Below are 16,531 nucleotides of genomic sequence, written 5' to 3' on the forward strand. Positions count from 1 at the left end.
TTATCCCTTCACGGCGCCGGATGTCAGACCGGCCACGATTCGACGTTGGAAGAACAGCACGAAGATGATGATGGGGATGGTGATGACGACCGCGGCGGCCGAGATCGAACCGGTCGGTTCCTCGAACTGCGAGCTGCCGGTGAAGTTCGCGATGGCCACCGGGGCGGTGATCGCTCGTTCGGTCGAGGTCAGCGACAGGGCGAGGAGCAGATCGTTCCAGGCGAAGATGAACACCAGGATCGCGGCGGTCACGACGCCCGGCGCGGCCAGCGGCGCGATCACCTTGCGGAACGCCTGCCAGGGGGTGGCGCCGTCCATCTTGGCCGCCTTCTCCAGCTCCCAGGGGATCTCCCGGAAGAAGGCCGACAGCGTGTAGATCGCCAGCGGCAGCGCGAAGGTGATGTACGGCAGGATCAGGCCCGGCCAGGTGTCGAAGAGTCCCAGTCGACGCTCGATGTTGAACAGTGGTGTCACCAGCGAGATCTGCGGGAACATCGCGATCAGCAGCGCTGCCCCGATGAGGACCTTCTTGCCGGGGAACTCCAGGCGTGCCACGGCGTAGGCGGCCATGGTGCCCAGGATCACCGCGATGAGGGTGGTGATCAGTCCGACGCCGATCGAGTTGATCAGCGCCGAGGTGAAGGCGCTGGTCTCGAAGATGGACTTGTAGTTGTCGAGGGTGAACTCACTCGGGATGAACTTCCCGTCGGTCACGCTCGACGCCGGCTTGAACGACAGGCTGATGATCCACAGCAGCGGGATGAGTGCGTACAGGATCACCAGGATGTTGGCGATCGACCACCACGCCTTGGTTTTTCCGCTCGAATTCACCGGATTACCTCCCCTCGTCGTCGGAACCCGGTGCGGCGGTGCCGAACCCCTTGATGAACACGAACGCGATGATCGCCACGCAGACGAAGATCAGGATCGAGATCGCCGATCCGACGCCCAGATTGAATGCGCCGAACAGATTGTCGTAGCCCAGCATCGACACCGAGTAGGTGTTGTTGGACCCGCTGGTGAGCACGTAGATGTTGTCGAACACGCGGAACGCGTCGAGTGTGCGGAACAGCAGCGCGACGAGGATGGCGGGCTTCATCAGCGGAAGGATGATGCGCCACAGGCGCGTCCACGCACCCGCGCCGTCGACCTGTGCGGCCTTGAGCAGGTCGTCGGGCACCAGGGCCAGACCTGCCAGCAGCAGCAGCGCCATGAACGGCGTGGTCTTCCAGACCTCGGCGAGGACGATGATCGCCAGCGACGGCCACTGCTCGGTGAGTGGCGCGCTGCCGTCGGGCAGCAGGTTCGCCAGGTAACCCGTGCCCGGCGTCCACGCGTAGTACCAGGAGAATGCCGCGGCCACGGTCACGATGCCGTAGGGGATCAGGACCACCGTGCGGATCGTGCCGCGTCCGAAGATGGTGCGGTGCATGACCAGTGCGATGGCCATGCCCAGGACGAGCTCGATGAGCACCGACACGACCGTGATGCCCACGGTGACTCCGAATGCGGTCCACCAGTAGTTGTCGGTCAGCACCGTCGCGTAGTTCGAGAACCACACGAATTCACGCTCGCCGGGCGCCGACAGACTCATCTTGTTCAGCGACAGCCAGACGGCGTAGATGATCGGGTAGCCGGTCACCAGCAGCATCATCAGCGCGGCCGGCGCGACGAGCCAGAACGCGAGTCGCCGCTCGGCGGTCTTGCCCTCACTGCGCTTGCGGGGCTTCGGTGCGGCCTCGGCACGGGGTCGTTCGGCGACCGCGGTGGCGGCGCCCGATGACGGTGCGACGCCGACGGATCCGGGACTCTCCCCCACCGGGTTGGCGTATGTCGACGCCGACGGGTTCGAACCGGAAGATGCCTCGTGGCGGCCTCCGGGAGGAGCCTTCCACAGCTCGTCGGAATGGACCGGAGGGTTGTCACCCACGATCGGTATCGGACCGGTCTGGGCCGGGGCATCGTCGGGCAGCGCGTGACGGCCCGCGCGGAACGTGGACTCGTCCGCGGAGTCGTCCCCGTTCGGCCTGCGCCCGGGTGTGTTGTCGTCGGTCACGGAACCAACCCTTCCCCGTCGATTGCCTTCTGGACGGCCTCGGCGAGTTCGTCCACCAGTGTCTCCGGATCCCACGCCCCGACCGGACTCAGCTTTGCCTGCAGCAGCGTCGAGATCGCTTGGTAGTCAGGTGACTTCGGTCGGACCGCGGCGTGCTCGGGCTGCAGCTGCCGCTTGATCTCCTCCGCCATCGGGTAGGCGAGGCGGAAATCGGCGTCGTCGTAGATGGATTCGATCACCGGCGGCGGACCCGCGTTGAGCGAGAAGTTCTTCTGCGCGGCCTCGCTGGTGATGCACTCGGCGGCCTGCCAGGCCAGATCCTGCTGCTCGGAGGTGCTGGCGACGGCGATGTTGATGCCACCGAGGGTCGTCTTCGTCGGCAAGCCCTCGAAGCCCGGGTACGGCGCGAAGTCGAAGACCTTCTGCATCTCACGGTTGAGCGGGATCACGTCCCGGTCGGACGGCGGATTCGCGCTGTCGGCGTACAGGTTCGCGTACTTCGTCAGGTCGAGGAACGGCACGGCGCCGGCGACCGCGTTCTCGCGCATACCGGGGAACACGAAGGGCCAGTTGACCTCATAGAGGGCCTTGCCGCTCTCCATGCCCAGGCGGGCCGCCCCCTCGTCGGAGTTGGTCAGCGACGGGTCGGCGCCCGGTGCGGTGGCCACCGCCTTGAGCGTCCGGAGTGCGCGGACCGTGGCGGCGCGATGTTCCGGGGTGTCGTTGAGCGTCACCTGGTCGGGGTTCTCGGGGTCGACGACCTGGCCCCCGGCGCTGACGAGCACCGAGTTGAACCAGACCATCAGGCCCTCATATTGCCTGCCCTGCACCATGATGTAGGTCGGTCCGCCGTTGCGGCCGCTGACCAGTGCATCCTCGAGCATCCCGTCCCACGTCGAGGCGGGACGGCGGCGGTCGACCTTGTCCTCCAGGACATCCTTGCGGTACCAGAGCAACTGGGTGTTGGTGGAGAACGGGATCGCGTAGAGGCGTTCGCGCTCATCCTCATCCGTCTTCCACACCGCGGTGTCGAGGGGGCCGCCGAGCGAGCGCGCCGAGACCTCCGCGGCCATCGCGTCGGGCACCGGAACCATCCAGCCCGCGTCGGCGAACTCCGCGGTCCACACCACGTCCATGCCCATCAGGTCGAGCCCGGAGTCGTTGCCCGCGAGGCGACGGGCCAGCTGCAGACGCTGATCGTCGGCGCCCTTGGGCAGCGGGGTCGTGACGACCTTGTAGGCGCCGCCGGAATCGGCCGAGCACTTGTCGCCGATCGCGGCGAAGGTGTCGGCGCCGTCGGCGGGGGGATAGAAATTCAGTACGCCCGCTTCATATCCCGAGCCGCACGCGGACAACACGGGAAGCGCCGCCGCCGCGGCGACGGCCGCCGCGAGGACCTTCCGCCTTACGCGACTTGTGGTTCGAGAACCGGGCGGGCCGCCCTCCGATCGCCGGGAACCCCCCGATCGGCCAGTGCGGCCCGTTCCATCATCAGTGCTGACCCTGCTCCGCACGCAGCCTCCTCGATGTCGTACGCGGCGGACACCCGAGGTGCTCCGCCGTGAGCGTCCGAGGTGCAACGCTATACGGCGCGATTCGTGACATGCAACACATTCGGCATGGGCGTGCCACTCCCCCGCCGATCGTGATCGCCCCGTGTCCCTCTAGGACTCGAGTCTCACATCGTGAGGCGGGCGAGCATGTCGCGCGCTTTCTCTGCACTTTTCGGATCGCACAGGACGTCGTAGCGTCCGGCGACCAGCTGCATCGTCGACGCGAAATCGCGCTGTCCACGGGTCGCCGCGTACGGAATCGTCGCCGAGATCACACCGAAGACCATGCCGCCCACGATGCCGGCGATGATCGGCGCAAGCGGCGAGCCGGTGAAGACCAGCGCGACGAGGCACCCGAAGAAGAAGCCGAGCCAGGCACCGGACACCAGACCGCCGCCGATCACCTTGCCCCACGTGAGGCGTCCGATGACCCGCTCGACCTGCATGAGGTCGACACCCACGATCGTGACGTCCTGGACCGTGAAGTTCTCGTCGGACAGGTAGTCCACCGCACGCTGAGCCTCGGCGTAGGTGCTGTAGGAGCCGATCGGCCAGCCCTTGGGCGGGGTCGGCAGGCCCGGCGTCTCCCGGCTCGGGCGCATGGGATTCGTCATTTTCGGGACCTCCCCTTGTGGAAGTGAATCGACGGGCGTCGCGGCTGATCCACCGTCGCCGACGACGTTCGTCGAACCGTTGGCACTACCCTTACTCCCATGTCGTCGGTGAGCAAGGTGTTCGTGGCCAGATTAGTCGGGTTGGTCGTCCTTGGTCCCGACGGTGAGTCCATCGGGCGGGTCCGTGACGTGGTGATCTCGATCCGATTGTCGGGTCAGCAACCGCGCGCGCTCGGCCTCGCCGTCGAATTGACCACCCGCCGAAGGATTTTCGTTCCGATGCTGCGCGTGACCGGCATCGAGCCGCGCGCGGTGACCCTCAACACCGGAACGGTGAGCCTCCGGAAGCTGCATCTGCGCCCCGGCGAGGCCCTGGCGATCGGCCAGATCCTGGACACGCGGGTTCGCGTGACCGATCCCGACCTCCCGGAACTCGCCGACGCCGATGTGACCGTGGTCGATCTCGGCATCGAACGCACGCGTACCCGGGACTGGGTCGTGTCGCGTGTGGCGGTCCGCGCGGGTCGTCGCGGACTGCGCCGGCGGCACGAGACCCACGTCGTGGAATGGTCCAGCGTCCAGGGCATCACACAGTCCTCTCTCGACCTCCCGGGCCAGGGCGTCGCCCAGGCGCTGATGCAGTTCGAGGGGATGCGTCCGGCCGACGTGGCCAACGCCCTGCGCGAGCTGCCGCCCAAACGGCGCGGCGAGATCGCCTCCGCGCTCGACGACGAACGGCTCGCCGACGTCCTCCAGGAGCTGCCGTCCGACGACCAGAAGGCGATGCTCACCGCGCTCGGCCGCGACCGGGCGGTCACGATCCTCGAGGAGATGGACCCCGACGACGCCGCCGACCTCCTCGGCGAGCTGCCCGACACCGAGGCCGAGGCCCTGCTCGAGGAGATGGACCCGGAGGAATCCGAACCGGTCCGCCGCCTGCTGTTGCACTCCCCCGACACCGCCGGTGGTGTGATGACCTCCGAGCCGATCATCGTCACCGCGTCGACGACGATCGCCGAGGCACTCGCCCGCGTCCGAAACCCCGACCTCACCCCCGCCGCGGCGAGCATCGTGTTCGTCGTGCGCCCCCCGACGTCGACACCGACCGGCAAGTACCTCGGCTGCGTCCATCTGCAGGCACTCCTGCGGGAACCGCCCGCCCACCTCGTCGGCGGCATCCTGGACACCGACCTCGCCCGGTTACACCCCGAAGACTCTCTGGAGACGATGACCCGCTACTTCGCGACCTACAACCTCGTCTGCGGCCCGGTGGTCGACGAGGCCGGCCACCTGCTCGGCGCCGTCAGCGTCGACGACCTCCTCGACGAGATCCTGCCGCGCGATTGGCGTGAGACCGAACCCGAGGACATCGACCGGCCGGCCGGCACCAACGCGCAGGTGAGGATCCGATGAGCGAACAGGGCGGGCGCAAACTCGACATCCCGAGCACGCGGCGCACCATCTCGTTCAACCTCGACTCCGACGTGGTCGGGATGTACAGCGAACGTGTCGCCCGGTTCCTGGGCACCGGGCGGTACCTGCTGATCCAGACCGTCATCGTGATCGTGTGGATCGCGCTGAACCTGGTGGCGGTGACGATCCGGTGGGACCCCTACCCGTTCATCCTTCTCAATCTGGCGTTCTCCACGCAGGCGGCCTACGCCGCCCCGCTGATCCTCCTCGCCCAGAACCGGCAGGAGAACCGCGACCGCGTCGCGCTGGAGGAAGATCGGATGCGGTCGGCCCAGACCAAGGCCGACACCGAGTTCCTCGCGCGCGAGCTGGCCGCGGTCCGCCTGGCCGTCGGCGACACGGTCACGCGCGACTATCTGCGCAAGGAACTCGACGACCTCCTCGACGAGCTGACCGAACGGCTCGCCGCACGCGCGGCAGACAGCTCGGACGATGCGGACGGCGACGACCGGTTCCACTGAGCGAACCGTCTACCCGGTCCCGTCCAAAGACCGCTCGACATCGCACCGTTACGTCACTCCAGTAACTTCTCTCACATGAGTTTGCCGCTGTAACTTTCCGCATCTCAGCGACGAAGTGAGTGATGTCGAGCAAATGCGGAGTTCGCCATTGGGTCATCAGACCCAATATGTATGGTGGGTCACAGTTCGGCCGGAACCGGATGTCGGTCACACGGCACCGACCCGGTCGGGTGTATTCGCTCTCGGCTCCAGGCCGTGTGGCTCGGAGCGGGCAATCACTGCGTCCTCGGGGGCAGACGTGTGGTGTTTTGACAACGGAGTACATGTGATCGTGCAGTCGGGAACGAAGAATCGGATGGCGAGTCATCCGCGGGGACCGGCGGTGGACCGCCGAATGACGGCGGCGGGCCGCTCCGTAAACGGGCGCACAGCACACGACGGTGGCCGTCGGTGAGCCCGCTCAACCTGGTGCGGCGCCGTCGTGGGCCGCAGCGTCCCCTGCACTTCCCCCGCCGGGCCGCGACCATCGTCGTCGGTGGCGCCCTCGTCGGCACCATGGTCTTGGGTACGGCGTCGTCGAGCGCACACGGCGTGCTCGCCGCCGCAACCCCGGAACGACCCGAGGCACCGGTCGTCGTCGCCGACGTCGTGCCGGGTTCACCGGTCACCCTTCTCGGTTTCGCACCTCCGTCGGAGAAGCCGGCCGCCGCACTGCCCGCACCTCAGTTCCGGCTCGCGAACGATCTTCCCTCCGGTCCTCTCGGCATCCCCGGCGTGGTCCTGCAGGCCTACAAACTCGCGGCCAACCGGGTCGGCGCCGAGAGTCCGCAGTGCAAACTGCCCTGGTTCCTCCTCGCCGGTATCGGCCGGATCGAGTCGAACCACGCGAGCAACGGCTCGGTCGACCAGTACGGCACCACGGTCAACACGATCGCCGGTCCCGTCCTCGACGGTTCGCTGGCCGGCAACGCCGTCATCAAGGACACCGACGGTGGCCGCATCGACGGCGACTCCGCACATGACCGCGCCATGGGGCCGATGCAGTTCATCCCCAGCACCTGGGCGTCGTGGGGCTCCGACGCCAACGGCGACGGCAAGGCCGACCCCAACAACGTCTTCGACGCCACCTACTCGGCGGGGCGCTACCTGTGCGCCGGGGTCAGCGACATCATGGGTGAGGGCACCCGCGTCGCCGCGGTCCTGCGGTACAACCGGTCGATGGAGTACGTGGCGAACGTGCTCGGCTGGGCGGGCGCCTACGCCACCGGCGTGATGCCGACCAACCCGATCCCGGAGGCCAAGCGCAAGGCGTCGAGCTCCAAGAGCAAGAGCAAGTCGAGTTCCTCCTCGTCCTCGTCCACGCCGCCGTCGGGACCGTCCTCGTCGTCGCCCTCGGTGCGCAATCCGGCCCCGCCACCGCAGAACTGCTTCATCGTCTGTCTGCCGACGATCACCCTGCCCGGGCAGGCACCGCCGCCGACCAAGAAGCAGGCACCGATCACCAAGAAGACGCCGCAGCCGCAGCCGCGCGCCGGGGTGCCCGGTCCCGCGACGACACCGGTGCCCGTCCGCTGATCCGTCACCTCGCGGCCGACCCCGGGACCACCACCGGGGTCTGCCGGTGACGCCGGTACGCTGGAGCAGATGACTACAGGAGTTGCGCCCACGGAATCGGCAGTTCGCGCCGCTCTGGGCAAGGTCAAGGATCCGGAGATCGGCAAGCCCATCACCGACATCGGGATGGTCAAGTCGGTCACGATCAACGACGATGCGAGCGTCGACGTCGGGATCTACCTGACGACGTCGGGATGCCCTCTGCGCACCGAGATCACCCAGCGCGTGGAGAAAGCCGTCGCCGATGTCGCCGGTGTCGGCGCGGTCCGCGTCGAACTCGACGTCATGGACGACGAGCAGCGCACCGAGTTGCGCAAGAAGCTGCGCGGGGACAAGGCCGAACCGGTCATCCCCTTCGCCCAGCCCGGGTCCCTGACCCGCGTGTACGCCGTCGCCTCCGGTAAGGGCGGTGTCGGAAAGTCCAGTGTCACGGTCAATCTCGCGACCGCGCTGGCCGAGCGCGGACTCACCGTCGGTGTCCTCGACGCCGACATCTATGGCCATTCCGTCCCACGGATGCTCGGCAGCGACGCCAAGCCCACCCAGGTGGAGCGGATGATCATGCCGCCGATGAACCACGGCGTGCGGTTCATCTCCATCGGCCAGTTCACCGACGGCAACACCCCGGTCACCTGGCGCGGGCCGATGCTCCACCGCGCACTGCAACAGTTCCTCGCCGACGTCTACTGGGGCGATCTCGACGTCCTCCTGCTCGACCTGCCGCCGGGCACCGGCGACGTCGCGATCTCCATCGCACAGCTGATCCCCGGTGCGGAGATCCTCGTCGTCACCACCCCGCAGCAGGCCGCCGCCGAGGTCGCCGAGCGCGCCGGTGCGATCGCACTGCAGACCCGCCAGAAGATCCTGGGCGTCGTGGAGAACATGTCCTGGCTCGAGCTGCCCGACGGCACCCGCATGGAACCGTTCGGTTCGGGTGGTGGCGAGAAGGTGGCCGAGCGTCTCACCCGTGCGGTCGGCGCTCCGGTGGAGCTGTTGGGACAGGTGCCGCTGGAGACCGCTCTACGCGAGGGCGGCGACGCCGGGGTCCCGGTGGTGCTGTCGGCCCCCGACTCCCCCGCCGGATCGGCGCTGCGCGCGATCGCCGCGAAGCTCGCCGTGCGCAAGCGCGGACTGGCCGGGATGAGCCTCGGGCTCGATACCGTCCGCCACTCCTGAGAGTTCAGGTCAGGTCGCGTCCCAGTCGGAGACGGCGGGACGGCCACCCGACCGGCGCTGGACCGGCGCGCTGCCCGAGGGCGGCTCGGCCGGAGGTGTGTCGGTGTTCTTGTCGAGCGACATCGGCGCCGACACCGGCTTGATCGGCGGCACCGGGGTGGTGCTGCGATCGACGGTCGTGGCGTCCTCACCCAGCCGGAACAGCGAGTCGTCGCCGTCGAGCAGATGCTTGGTGACGATCGAGCGCGGCGTCATCCCCCGCAACTCGTTGAGGTCGGCGAGGGGTTTGCGCAGGTCTTCGAACTCCGGCCCCAGTTCGTCCTTGAGCTGGTTGGTGGCACCGGTCGCGTAGTCGCGGACCTTGCGCAGCGACTGCATCGACCAGGACACCGCGCCGGGGAGCCGTTCGGGTCCGAGGATGACGAGGGCCGCCACGATCAGGATCGCGATCTCGCCCCATCCGATACTGCTGAACATCTACCTCGTCCCGGTGTCAGTCGCTCTGCGGCGTGATCTTGCCGTTGAACGTGCGCCCGTCCCGCCAGTACTGGAACGGGATCTCCTCACCGATCTTCGCGGTCCGGACCGCGACATTCAACTCGTCGGCGCTCTCGATCGGCCGTCCGTTGAACGAGGTGACGACGTCGTTCTCGCGGACCCCTGCGCGTTCGGCCGGTCCGCCGGACACCACGTTGCGCACCTGCGCGCCCAGGACCCGCTCGTTGCGGACCGAGCTGGCGTTGATGCCGATCTGGGCGTGGTTGACCTTGCCGTCGCGGATGAGGGCCTCGGCGATGGGCTTGGCCTCGTCGATCGGGATGGCGAAGCCGAGGCCGATGGAACCGCCGCCGGCACCGAGCCGACCTGCGGTGTTGATCCCGACGACCTTGGCCTCGGCGTTGACCAGGGGGCCACCGGAGTTGCCGGGGTTGATGGCGGCGTCGGTCTGGATCGCGTCGATGACCGCATCGGTGTCGGACTCGGCGTCGGGCGTGAGCGCCACCGCACGGTTGGTGGCGCTGACGATGCCGCTCGTCACCGTCCGGTTGAGGCCGAGTGGCGATCCGAAGGCGACGACCTCCTCGCCGATCTGCAGATCGGCGGAGCTACCGAGGACCGAGACGGTGGGATTCTTCACGTTCTCGACCTTGAGCACCGCCAGGTCGGTCTTGGGGTCACGCCCGACGATACGAGCGGCAACCCGCTGACGGTCGAAGAAGATGACCTCGAGCTTCGCCGCCTTGTCGTTCGCGGCCATCGAGATCACATGGTTGTTGGTGAGGATGTACCCCGCTTTGTCGATGACGAAGCCCGAACCGGTCGAGTAGGCCCCGGAGGCGCGTACGTCGATGGCGACGACGGACTTCTCGACGGCCCGCGCCACCTCGGCGATCGATGAGCGCGGTGCCGATCCGTCGCCGGAGTCGTTGGTGGACAGCTCCACCGAATCGGTGGTCAGCGGGGCCGCGACCTCTGCGGTCCAGCGTCCCATCAGGCCGCCGACGAGAGCGATGAGCAGGGCGATGATCGCGAGCGTCGCAAGCGCGCTCCAGCTGATCCGGTTGCCCAGCAACACATCCCGAACACCGAGTTTGGGTCCGGGGTCGGTGGCCGGGGCCGACGACGCGGTCGGCAGCGCCGGGTCGACGAGTCGCGCCGGGCTCTCCGGATCGCGCCAGGGATCATTGCCGGGCGGCTCGTCCTCGGTCTGGCCGTAGGAGGCGAGGGGGTCGCGCTGGAGGGTCTCGTCGGAACCCGGCGGGCGGCCGAAGGCCTCGGCGAGCACCGGGTCCGGATCGGCGACGTGCGGCTGCGGCGCGGAGTGGCTGTTCGGCGTGGTCGCAAAGGAGCCGCGAACTCCCGAGGGCCGGCCGAAGACCTGCGCGGTCGACGGTGACACCGGGGAGTGCCGTGCGCGTCCGGGTGTCAGGCGTTGGGTGTTCGGGGGTTCTTCGCGGCGCGCGAACTGCGCGTCACCACCGGGAGTCGAGGTGTCCTCGCCCTGCGGTCCGGTTCCGTCGGCCACGTTCACCGACCCCGACGGCGAAAGTTGCGACCGCGGCCCGTGTCGCGCATGAGCGGGTTCGCGGGCGGGCGCATCGCGTCGCGGGCGCCGGGAATGCCGTCGGTCGGGGTGTCCGAGCCTAGATCGATCTCGCGGGTCGGGATCTGGGAGAGCGCGCCGAGCAGGGACGCGGGCACCGACACCTGACCGGACTCGCGGAGCCGGGTGCGGGCCAAGGACTGGGCGTCGACGGCTGCCACGCATTCCGGGCAGAGCGCGAGGTGGTGGGCGGCGCGGGCGTGAGCCGACATGCCGAGCTCACCGTCGACGAAGGCGGCGACCGCCTCGGGGGCGAGATGTTCGGTCGGTGCGAAGCGGCGCCCGCCGGCAGTGCCGGGCGCGCGATAGCCGCGGTTGGGCAGGAAGGACGAGGGGGCCGGGGTCCAGGAGTCTGTGCTCCAGGAGGATCGCCGGCGACGAAGATTGGGAGTCGGGGGCTCGACACCGCCGCCCCGGGTCGGACGCCCGCGATCGCCGTCCATCATCGTCGGTCACCCCTCTCCACGACGTGTCCGCCGCAATCCGCTTTCAGCCTTTGCCGAGTCTGTTCGCCACGGTACTCACCGTCGGCGGACCGTGCCGCCACATGTGGCGTGACCGTGCCCGCACGCAACGTCTCAGCTTATCCGAGTCAGACAACGACGCACGTCGACTCGTGGTTCCCCGGCTCCGCGGACGAGTTGTCCGAGGTGAGGCGTCCGACTATCGACCGACGCGGAGCGGCATGTCAGCTGTGCGCCCCGATGGCGACGGAACGGCTGCTGGTGTGCCCCTGGGCGGCGAGGGCGTCGCGGATGCTCTGCCGGCCACGGTGGATGCGGCTGCGGACGGTGCCGAGCTTGACGCCCAGCGTCGCGGCGATCTCTTCGTAGGACAGCCCCTCGATGTCACAGAGGACGACCGCGGCGCGGAAGTCGGGCGCGAGCGAGTCGAGGGCGAGCTGCAGATCGGGATCGAGGTTGGTGGCGTCGAAGATCTGCTGCGGGTCGGGGGTGTCGGCCGGCACGCGGTCGTACTCCTCGGGCAGCGCCTCCATGCGGATCTTGCTGCGGCGGCGGACCATGTCGAGGAACAGGTTGGTGGTGATGCGGTGCAGCCAGCCCTCGAAGGTCCCGGGGCGGTAGTTCGACAGCGATCGGAACACCCGGATGAAGGTCTCCTGGGTGAGGTCCTCGGCGTCGTGCTGGTTTCCCGACAGCCGGTAGGCTAGGCGGTAGACGCGGTCGGCGTGCTCGCGTACCAGTTCGTCCCATGACGGCATCAGCAGTTCGTCGCCGGTGGCGTCGAAACCGGCGGTGCCCGCCGGAACGGCAGGCACGTCGTCGATGGAATCGCGGGAATCGGTCATGGTGGGTGGTCGGTTCCTCTCTCGTGAACACAGCCCGGTGACCCAGAGCACTCACCGTGTGGAACAACGTCGCACCGATCGGGTATTCCCCATTCGGCCGACGTTCACACCGACCTGGAACGGAGATACCGTCAACCGGACGCCCTTACCCTCTCCTACCGGAGTGTGGTCGCCGTATGAGTCGGCTGAGTGTTCCCTGAGGATGTGGAGCGACCCGGATTCGCGCAGGTCGGCGTGCCATGTCCGGGTTGGCCCGACCGGCGGTTAACCTCGACGCGTGACCGAGTCAACCCCGTCCGCCGGCCCCGATCTGATCGCCTACGCCGAGTCGGCGATCGTCGAGGACGATGCCGTCATCGCCGCCCGTGCCCGCGCCGAGGAACTGGGCGCCACGCCCGTGAGCCCTGCGGTCGGTGCGCTGCTCGCGCTTCTGGCCCGTACCGCGGATGCCAAGGCGGTCGCCGAGATCGGGACCGGCACCGGCGTCAGCGGCCTGTGGCTTCTCAACGGCATGGCCGCCGACGGCGTCCTGACCACCATCGACCCCGAGCCCGAACACCACCGCGCCGCGCGGGCGTCGTTCGCCGGGGCCGACATCTCGCCCGGCCGGACACGACTCATCAACGGCACGCCCACCGACGTGCTGCCGCGCCTCTCCGACTCGTCGTACGACCTGGTCTTCATCGACGGCCCGCTGCTGGATCTCCCGCGTTTCGTGACCGAGGCGGTCCGCATGCTGCGCGACGGCGGCGTCGTCGTGGTGCACAACGCGACCGCCGACGGCACGGTGGGCGACCCGTCCCGCACCGACCCGCCCACCGCCGCTGCCCGCGAGGCGGCCCTGCTGATCGCCGACGACGAGCGCCTGCTGCCGGTCGTGATCCCACTCGGGCCCGGCGTGCTGGCCGCCGTCAAGACGCGCTGACCCGGACACGAACCGGGTTCTGGGGCCTCAGACGTCCGTCGAGAAGCGAATTCCGTTGTCGGGGATCTCGATTCCGGGCCACACGCGGGCGCCGCGCAGGAGTTCGCAGCGCGCACCGATGTCCGCGCCGTCGCCGACGACGGTGTCGCGGATCAGTGCCCGCGGGCCGATGCGTGCGCCGAAACCGATGATCGAACGTTCGACGACCGCGCCGGCCTCGATGACCGCGCCGTCGAAGACCACCGCGCCGTCGAGGCGTGCGCGGGGGCCGACCTCGGCACCGCGGCCGACGACGGTGCCGCCGATGAGCAGGGCACCCGGGCCGACGCCCGCACCCTCGTGGACCAGCGACTCACCGCGCCGGTCGCCGAGTGCCGGTGACGGGGCGATGCCGCGAACCAGGTCGGCCGAGCCGCGGACGAAGTCCTCGGGGGTGCCCATGTCGCGCCAGTAGGCGTGGTCGACGTGGGCGTGGACGTGCTTGCCCTCGGTGAGCAGACGCGGGAACACCTCGCGCTCCACCGAGACGGGCACACCGTACGGGATCGATTCGATGATCTCGCGCTTGAAGACGTAGGTGCCGGCGTTGATCTGGTCGGTCGGCGGGTCCTGCGTCTTCTCCAGGAAGGCTGTGACCCGACCGTCGGCGTCGGTCGGCACGCAGCCGAACGCGCGCGGATCGCTGACCCGCACGAGGTGGATGGTCACGTCGGCGTCGGCCTTGCGGTGGCTGTCGATGACGTCGCGGACGTCGGTGCCGCCGAGTACGTCGCCGTTGAAGACGACGATGGTGTCGGCGGTCAGCTCGTCGAGCACGTTGCGGATGCCGCCGCCCGTGCCGAGCGGCTCGTCCTCGGTGACGTAGCGCAGGCTCAGGCCGAGCTTGGAGCCGTCGCCGTAGTACTCGCTGAACGTCTCGGCTTTGAAGGAGGTGCTGAGGACGACGTCGCGGATGCCGGCGGCGTGGATTCGCGACAGCAGGTGGGTGAGGAAGGGCAGGCCCGCGGTGGGCAGCATCGGCTTGGGCGCCGAGAGGGTGAGCGGACGGAGCCGAGTGCCCTTGCCGCCGACGAGGACGACCGCCTGGACGTCCCCGGCGACCGGACCCGATCCCCCGACGGATTCACTCCCCACCGAGTCGCGCACGGTGTACTGATCCACTTGATCGGTCCCTTCTTCGTGATGATCGGTACTCACTTCAGCACCTATCCGTTGTTTTCGCTCGTCGGGGTGTTCTGAGCCGACAATGCTCGGCGGGCGGCCCGTACTGCGAGGCGGGAGCGCACGGCCAACCCGGCCCGCAGCGCGAGCCGCAGCGGAGCGCGTAGGACGCCGGTGTTGCGGTCGGCCTGGAACCGGTATGCGCTCTCGTGGTGCGCGGGCAGCATCTTCTCCGGGTGCCGGCCCGCGCTGTGGCCCTTGGTGTGCACGATCTCCGCCGAGGGGACGTAGACGTTCTGCCACCCGGCCTTGCCGAGGCGGTCGCCGAGGTCGACGTCCTCCATGTACATGAAGTAGCGCGGGTCGAAACCGCCGACGGCGTCGAAGGCCTTGCGGCGCATCAACAGGCACGAGCCGGAGAGCCAGCCGACGGCCCGTTCCGACGGGGCCTCGTCGTCGGCGCGATAGGCCGCGGTCCACGGGTTGGACTTCCACACCGTGCCGAGGATGGCGTGACCGGTGCCGGAGACGAGGTCCGGGACGCGACGCGCCGACGGGTAGACGGTGCCGTCGGGTTCGCGGATCAGCGGTCCGAGGGACCCGGCACGCGGCCAGCGCTGCGCGGCGGCGAGCAACTCGTCGATCGAGCCGGGCTTCCACTCGACGTCGGGGTTGGCGATGAGCACGAACTCGATGCCGGGATCGAGTTCGGCGACCCCGCGGTTCATCGCACGCCCGTAGCCGAGGTTGCCGCCGGTGCGGACCAGCGTGACGGACTCGTAGTCCTGCTCGGCCTTCTCGGGTGCGCCGTCGTCGGAGCCGTTGTCGGCGATGATGACCTGCGGCATCACGTCGGTCACGGCGTCGAGACTGCGGAGGAATGTCGCGAGGTGATCACCGGAGGAGTAGGTCACCGTGACGACGGCTAGCTGAGCGGGCACCGGCTCAGGGTAACGAACCCTCTGACTCGGCGATCGACGCGTGCAGCGCGGCACGCCAGTCCCGCAGCGGGGTCAGCCCTGCCGCGGCCCAGGAACGCCCGGACAGCACCGAGTAGGCCGGGCGCGGTGCCGGGCGCGGGAACTCCGCCGTGGTCGTGGGCAGTACGCGTGACCGTTCGGCGCCGACCTCCTCGAAGACGGCTGCGGCCACGTCGAACCAGGTCGCGCGGCCCGCGTTGGTGGCGTGCAGGACGGCTCCGGCGACCTCGGCGCGGGGCCCGGCGGCCACGAGTTCCCACAACCCGTCGGCGAGGTCGATGCAATAGGTGGGTGAACCGAGCTGGTCGTCGACGACCGACACGGTCTCGCGCGCCTGCTCGAGACGCCGCATCGTCCCCACGAAGTCGCGGCTCTCGGGCCCGCCGGTGTACACCCAGGCGGTGCGCACGACGGTGGCGCGCGGGTCCGCATCGAGGACGGCGCGTTCGCCCGCGAGTTTGGTGGCCCCGTAGACGGTGGCCGGTTCGCCGCTCACGTCGTCGGGTTCGTAGCCATCGGGACGGTCTGAGGCGGGTGCGGCACCCGGGAACACGTAGTCGGTGGAGACGTGGATCAGCCATGCCCCCGCGGCGGCGGTGTGGGCCGCGAGCACGGCGGGACCGGTGGCGTTGACGCGGCGGGCGCCGTCGACGTCCGACTCGGCGCCGTCGACGTCGGTGTAGGCGGCGCAGTTGACGACGACGTCATCGGGCCCGAGGTCGCCGAGCGCGGCCGCCACCGACGTCTCGTCGGCGATGTCGATGTCGGCGGAGGTCAGGGGGCGACACACCACGGAGTCGGGCTCCTGGGCCGACCTCCCCTGGAGTGCGGTGCCGAGCTGACCGCCGGCGCCGACGATGTACACGGTGGGGGTGCTGGGCGTGACGCGCATGCGCACCATCGTGCCGCAGACCCCGGTGGGCCACGACTCCACGGTCATCCACGTGACGACCGCTACTCGACTCCTCGGCGTTGCGTTCTCGGATTCCCGAATCACTTCAGTAGCCTGACGACAGCACAACACCAACTTTCACTTCTGCACCGACAATCCCATGGCGCGGACCTACCGGCGCCACCGTCGAGCAGCATGACGAACTCGAAAGGG

Annotated in this window: 16 protein-coding genes; 5 read left to right on the plus strand and 11 right to left on the minus strand. The window is 68.9% G+C overall.

Annotated elements, in window-relative coordinates:
* The 4 genes from C5O27_RS18580 to C5O27_RS18595 all read right to left on the minus strand — a co-directional run bounded on the left by C5O27_RS18580 (position 1) and on the right by C5O27_RS18595 (position 4,223).
* The gene (locus tag C5O27_RS18580) at positions 1–831 is read right to left on the minus strand and encodes a carbohydrate ABC transporter permease (protein WP_006360478.1); all 831 of its coding nucleotides are present in this window, start codon (positions 829–831) and stop codon (positions 1–3) included.
* A 4-nt stretch (positions 832–835) separates the two neighbouring features.
* Entirely contained in the window at positions 836–2,056 is a 1,221-nt protein-coding gene (locus tag C5O27_RS18585) for a carbohydrate ABC transporter permease (protein ID WP_127963360.1), read from the minus strand.
* Positions 2,053–3,414 (minus strand): extracellular solute-binding protein, encoded by a 1,362-nt coding sequence (locus tag C5O27_RS18590; protein WP_006360476.1) that lies wholly within the window; start codon positions 3,412–3,414, stop codon positions 2,053–2,055. The genes C5O27_RS18585 and C5O27_RS18590 overlap by 4 nt, the downstream gene beginning before the upstream one ends.
* A 320-nt stretch (positions 3,415–3,734) precedes the next feature.
* Positions 3,735–4,223 (minus strand): YflT domain-containing protein, encoded by a 489-nt coding sequence (locus C5O27_RS18595; protein ID WP_006360475.1) that lies wholly within the window; start codon positions 4,221–4,223, stop codon positions 3,735–3,737.
* 99 nt (positions 4,224–4,322) lie between these two features.
* Between C5O27_RS18595 and C5O27_RS18600 the strand changes: the two genes are divergently transcribed.
* The 4 genes from C5O27_RS18600 to C5O27_RS18615 all read left to right on the plus strand — a co-directional run bounded on the left by C5O27_RS18600 (position 4,323) and on the right by C5O27_RS18615 (position 8,947).
* A complete protein-coding gene (locus tag C5O27_RS18600) occupies positions 4,323–5,636 on the plus strand; it encodes a magnesium transporter MgtE N-terminal domain-containing protein (protein ID WP_006360474.1) in 1,314 nt (437 codons plus the stop codon).
* A complete protein-coding gene (locus C5O27_RS18605; protein WP_006360473.1) occupies positions 5,633–6,157 on the plus strand; it encodes a DUF1003 domain-containing protein in 525 nt (174 codons plus the stop codon). The genes C5O27_RS18600 and C5O27_RS18605 overlap by 4 nt, the downstream gene beginning before the upstream one ends.
* 450 nt (positions 6,158–6,607) lie before the next feature.
* Positions 6,608–7,732 carry a lytic transglycosylase domain-containing protein gene (locus C5O27_RS18610; RefSeq protein ID WP_127963361.1) on the plus strand — a complete coding sequence of 375 codons (1,125 nt, stop codon included), beginning with the start codon at positions 6,608–6,610 and terminating at the stop codon, positions 7,730–7,732.
* 69 nt (positions 7,733–7,801) lie between these two features.
* Positions 7,802–8,947 (plus strand): Mrp/NBP35 family ATP-binding protein, encoded by a 1,146-nt coding sequence (locus tag C5O27_RS18615; RefSeq protein ID WP_006360471.1) that lies wholly within the window; start codon positions 7,802–7,804, stop codon positions 8,945–8,947.
* Between the two features lie 9 nt (positions 8,948–8,956).
* On the opposite strand, the gene tatB is transcribed toward C5O27_RS18615, so the two are convergent.
* From tatB to sigE, 4 genes are all read right to left on the minus strand, one after another.
* Positions 8,957–9,424: a Sec-independent protein translocase protein TatB gene (gene tatB, locus C5O27_RS18620; RefSeq protein WP_006360470.1), complete on the minus strand. Its 468-nt coding sequence runs from the start codon at positions 9,422–9,424 to the stop codon at positions 8,957–8,959.
* Between the two features lie 16 nt (positions 9,425–9,440).
* Positions 9,441–10,979, minus strand: a complete 1,539-nt coding sequence (locus C5O27_RS18625; protein WP_127963362.1) for a S1C family serine protease — start codon at positions 10,977–10,979, stop codon at positions 9,441–9,443.
* Positions 10,976–11,497 carry a hypothetical protein gene (locus C5O27_RS18630; RefSeq protein WP_127963363.1) on the minus strand — a complete coding sequence of 174 codons (522 nt, stop codon included), beginning with the start codon at positions 11,495–11,497 and terminating at the stop codon, positions 10,976–10,978. Before C5O27_RS18630 ends, C5O27_RS18625 begins: the two co-directional genes overlap by 4 nt.
* Before the next feature lie 242 nt (positions 11,498–11,739).
* Complete coding sequence (gene sigE, locus C5O27_RS18635) at positions 11,740–12,360, minus strand: RNA polymerase sigma factor SigE (RefSeq protein ID WP_006360467.1); 621 nt, start codon at positions 12,358–12,360, stop codon at positions 11,740–11,742.
* A 277-nt stretch (positions 12,361–12,637) separates the two neighbouring features.
* Here sigE and C5O27_RS18640 point away from each other — a divergent pair, with 277 nt between their 5' ends.
* Positions 12,638–13,285, plus strand: coding sequence for an O-methyltransferase (locus C5O27_RS18640; protein WP_006360466.1), 648 nt, complete (start codon positions 12,638–12,640; stop codon positions 13,283–13,285).
* 27 nt (positions 13,286–13,312) lie between these two features.
* Here the strand turns inward: C5O27_RS18640 and manB are convergent, their stop codons facing one another.
* The 3 genes from manB to rfbD are packed head-to-tail and all read right to left on the minus strand — an operon-like array spanning position 13,313 to position 16,327.
* The gene (gene manB / locus C5O27_RS18645; RefSeq protein WP_006360465.1) at positions 13,313–14,446 is read right to left on the minus strand and encodes a mannose-1-phosphate guanylyltransferase; all 1,134 of its coding nucleotides are present in this window, start codon (positions 14,444–14,446) and stop codon (positions 13,313–13,315) included.
* A 44-nt stretch (positions 14,447–14,490) separates the two neighbouring features.
* Positions 14,491–15,387 (minus strand): glycosyltransferase family 2 protein, encoded by an 897-nt coding sequence (locus C5O27_RS18650; RefSeq protein ID WP_006360464.1) that lies wholly within the window; start codon positions 15,385–15,387, stop codon positions 14,491–14,493.
* 4 nt (positions 15,388–15,391) lie between these two features.
* Positions 15,392–16,327: a dTDP-4-dehydrorhamnose reductase gene (rfbD, locus tag C5O27_RS18655; RefSeq protein WP_127963879.1), complete on the minus strand. Its 936-nt coding sequence runs from the start codon at positions 16,325–16,327 to the stop codon at positions 15,392–15,394.
* Positions 16,328–16,531 lie beyond the last annotated feature (204 nt).

The sequence above is a fragment of the Gordonia alkanivorans genome (assembly GCF_004011905.1).
Taxonomy (GTDB): Bacteria; Actinomycetota; Actinomycetes; order Mycobacteriales; family Mycobacteriaceae; genus Gordonia; species Gordonia alkanivorans.